Raw genomic sequence first — 1,354 nt, 5'->3', positions numbered from 1 at the left:
TCGGAGCGATAGCTGCACAGTGGTTATCGCTTATTGTAACGGGTAGAGTTTAATAACAGCAGGAGGAAACAATGACTAAAAAACGTAGAAAAACAATTCTATTTGCCTTACTAATTCTAATTTTTTCTGTGGTTTATTATTTTTTGCAACTTAATTGGATTTCTGTAACAAAGGAAACCGTTCATTTAGATGATTTGCCAGAAGAATTTAATGGATATAAGGTTGTGCAATTATCAGATTTGCACAATAAAGAATTCGGATATGGAAACAAAAGACTGGTTAATAAAATCCACGAAATTAAACCGGATACGATTGTAATAACAGGCGATATGTTAACTAACACAAGAGAAGTACCAAATAACGGGAATGTTTTAATTACGTTCCTTGAAAACCTTAATAATGATTATCCGATATATTATATTACTGGTGAACACGAGGAAGGTTTATATTATGAGGATAGAAATAAGTATCAAAAAGAAGGTACCAAAGAAGTATATGAAGAGAAATTAAGTAATATGGGCGTTACAGTGCTAAATGATGAGCAAATAACAATCACACGACAAAATGCTGAAATTAATTTGTATGGGTTGAGAGAGCATTTATCAGGAGAAATCCAAATCGAGGAGCGACTGGGTAAAACGAGTGAAAACGAAGTCGATATTTTGCTTTCGCATAGACCCTTTTATTTTGATGAATACGTGAATTGGGGCGCGGATTTGGTTTTCTCTGGCGATACACACGGTGGAATGGTACGGCTACCATTTATAGGTGGGATCGCATCCACAGAAGGTTTTTTTCCTCGATATGATGGTGGTTTATTTCAAAAAGAGAACTCGATAATGAATGTAAGTAGAGGTTTAGGAAACAATCCAATTCCTCTTAGAATTAATAACAGACCAGAAATAAACGTTATTACACTGAAAAGTAAATAAGGTTTAGATTTTACTCAATTAAAGGGGTCTAAAGTAAAAGACTCCTCCAATAAATATCTCGAAATCGAATCTTAAAGAAACTCGGAGCGATAGTTGCAATTTTATTATCACGTATTGTGCGCACGGAACAGTTTGAATTAAATCACTTCCAATGGTTTTAAATTTATCTACAAAACAGTAAGGGTGATATTATGATTGGTTTATTTTTTATGTATTTTCTTATTATGTTTTTGATTGCTAGATTGATTAGCCTGTCTGGAAATATAAGTTGGGTACCCACAATAAGAACTACAGTCAGGAAGGATGCAAAGATAGCAGCAATTATTTCTTTATGTTTTGTGATTTTTCTTTAGCTAACGGATACGCTAGTTTAATATTTGTGTCAGAATCTCTCGGAATCGAGTCTTCAACATTTTCGGAGC

1 protein-coding gene is annotated in these 1,354 nt (G+C 33.8%); it reads left to right on the top strand.

What is annotated here, in order from left to right; all coding sequences use genetic code 11:
- The first annotated feature begins 71 nt into the window (after positions 1-71).
- Complete coding sequence (locus tag ABVF21_RS22720; protein ID WP_371019078.1) at positions 72-932, top strand: metallophosphoesterase; 861 nt, start codon at positions 72-74, stop codon at positions 930-932.
- The last annotated feature ends 422 nt before the right edge of the window (positions 933-1,354 follow it).

The organism is Pseudalkalibacillus sp. JSM 102089 (assembly GCF_041366475.1).
GTDB lineage: Bacteria > Bacillota > Bacilli > Bacillales > Guptibacillaceae > Guptibacillus > Guptibacillus hwajinpoensis_B.
The sequence above is the reverse complement of the archived record's forward strand: the minus strand, read 5'-3'. Positions and strand labels throughout refer to the sequence as shown.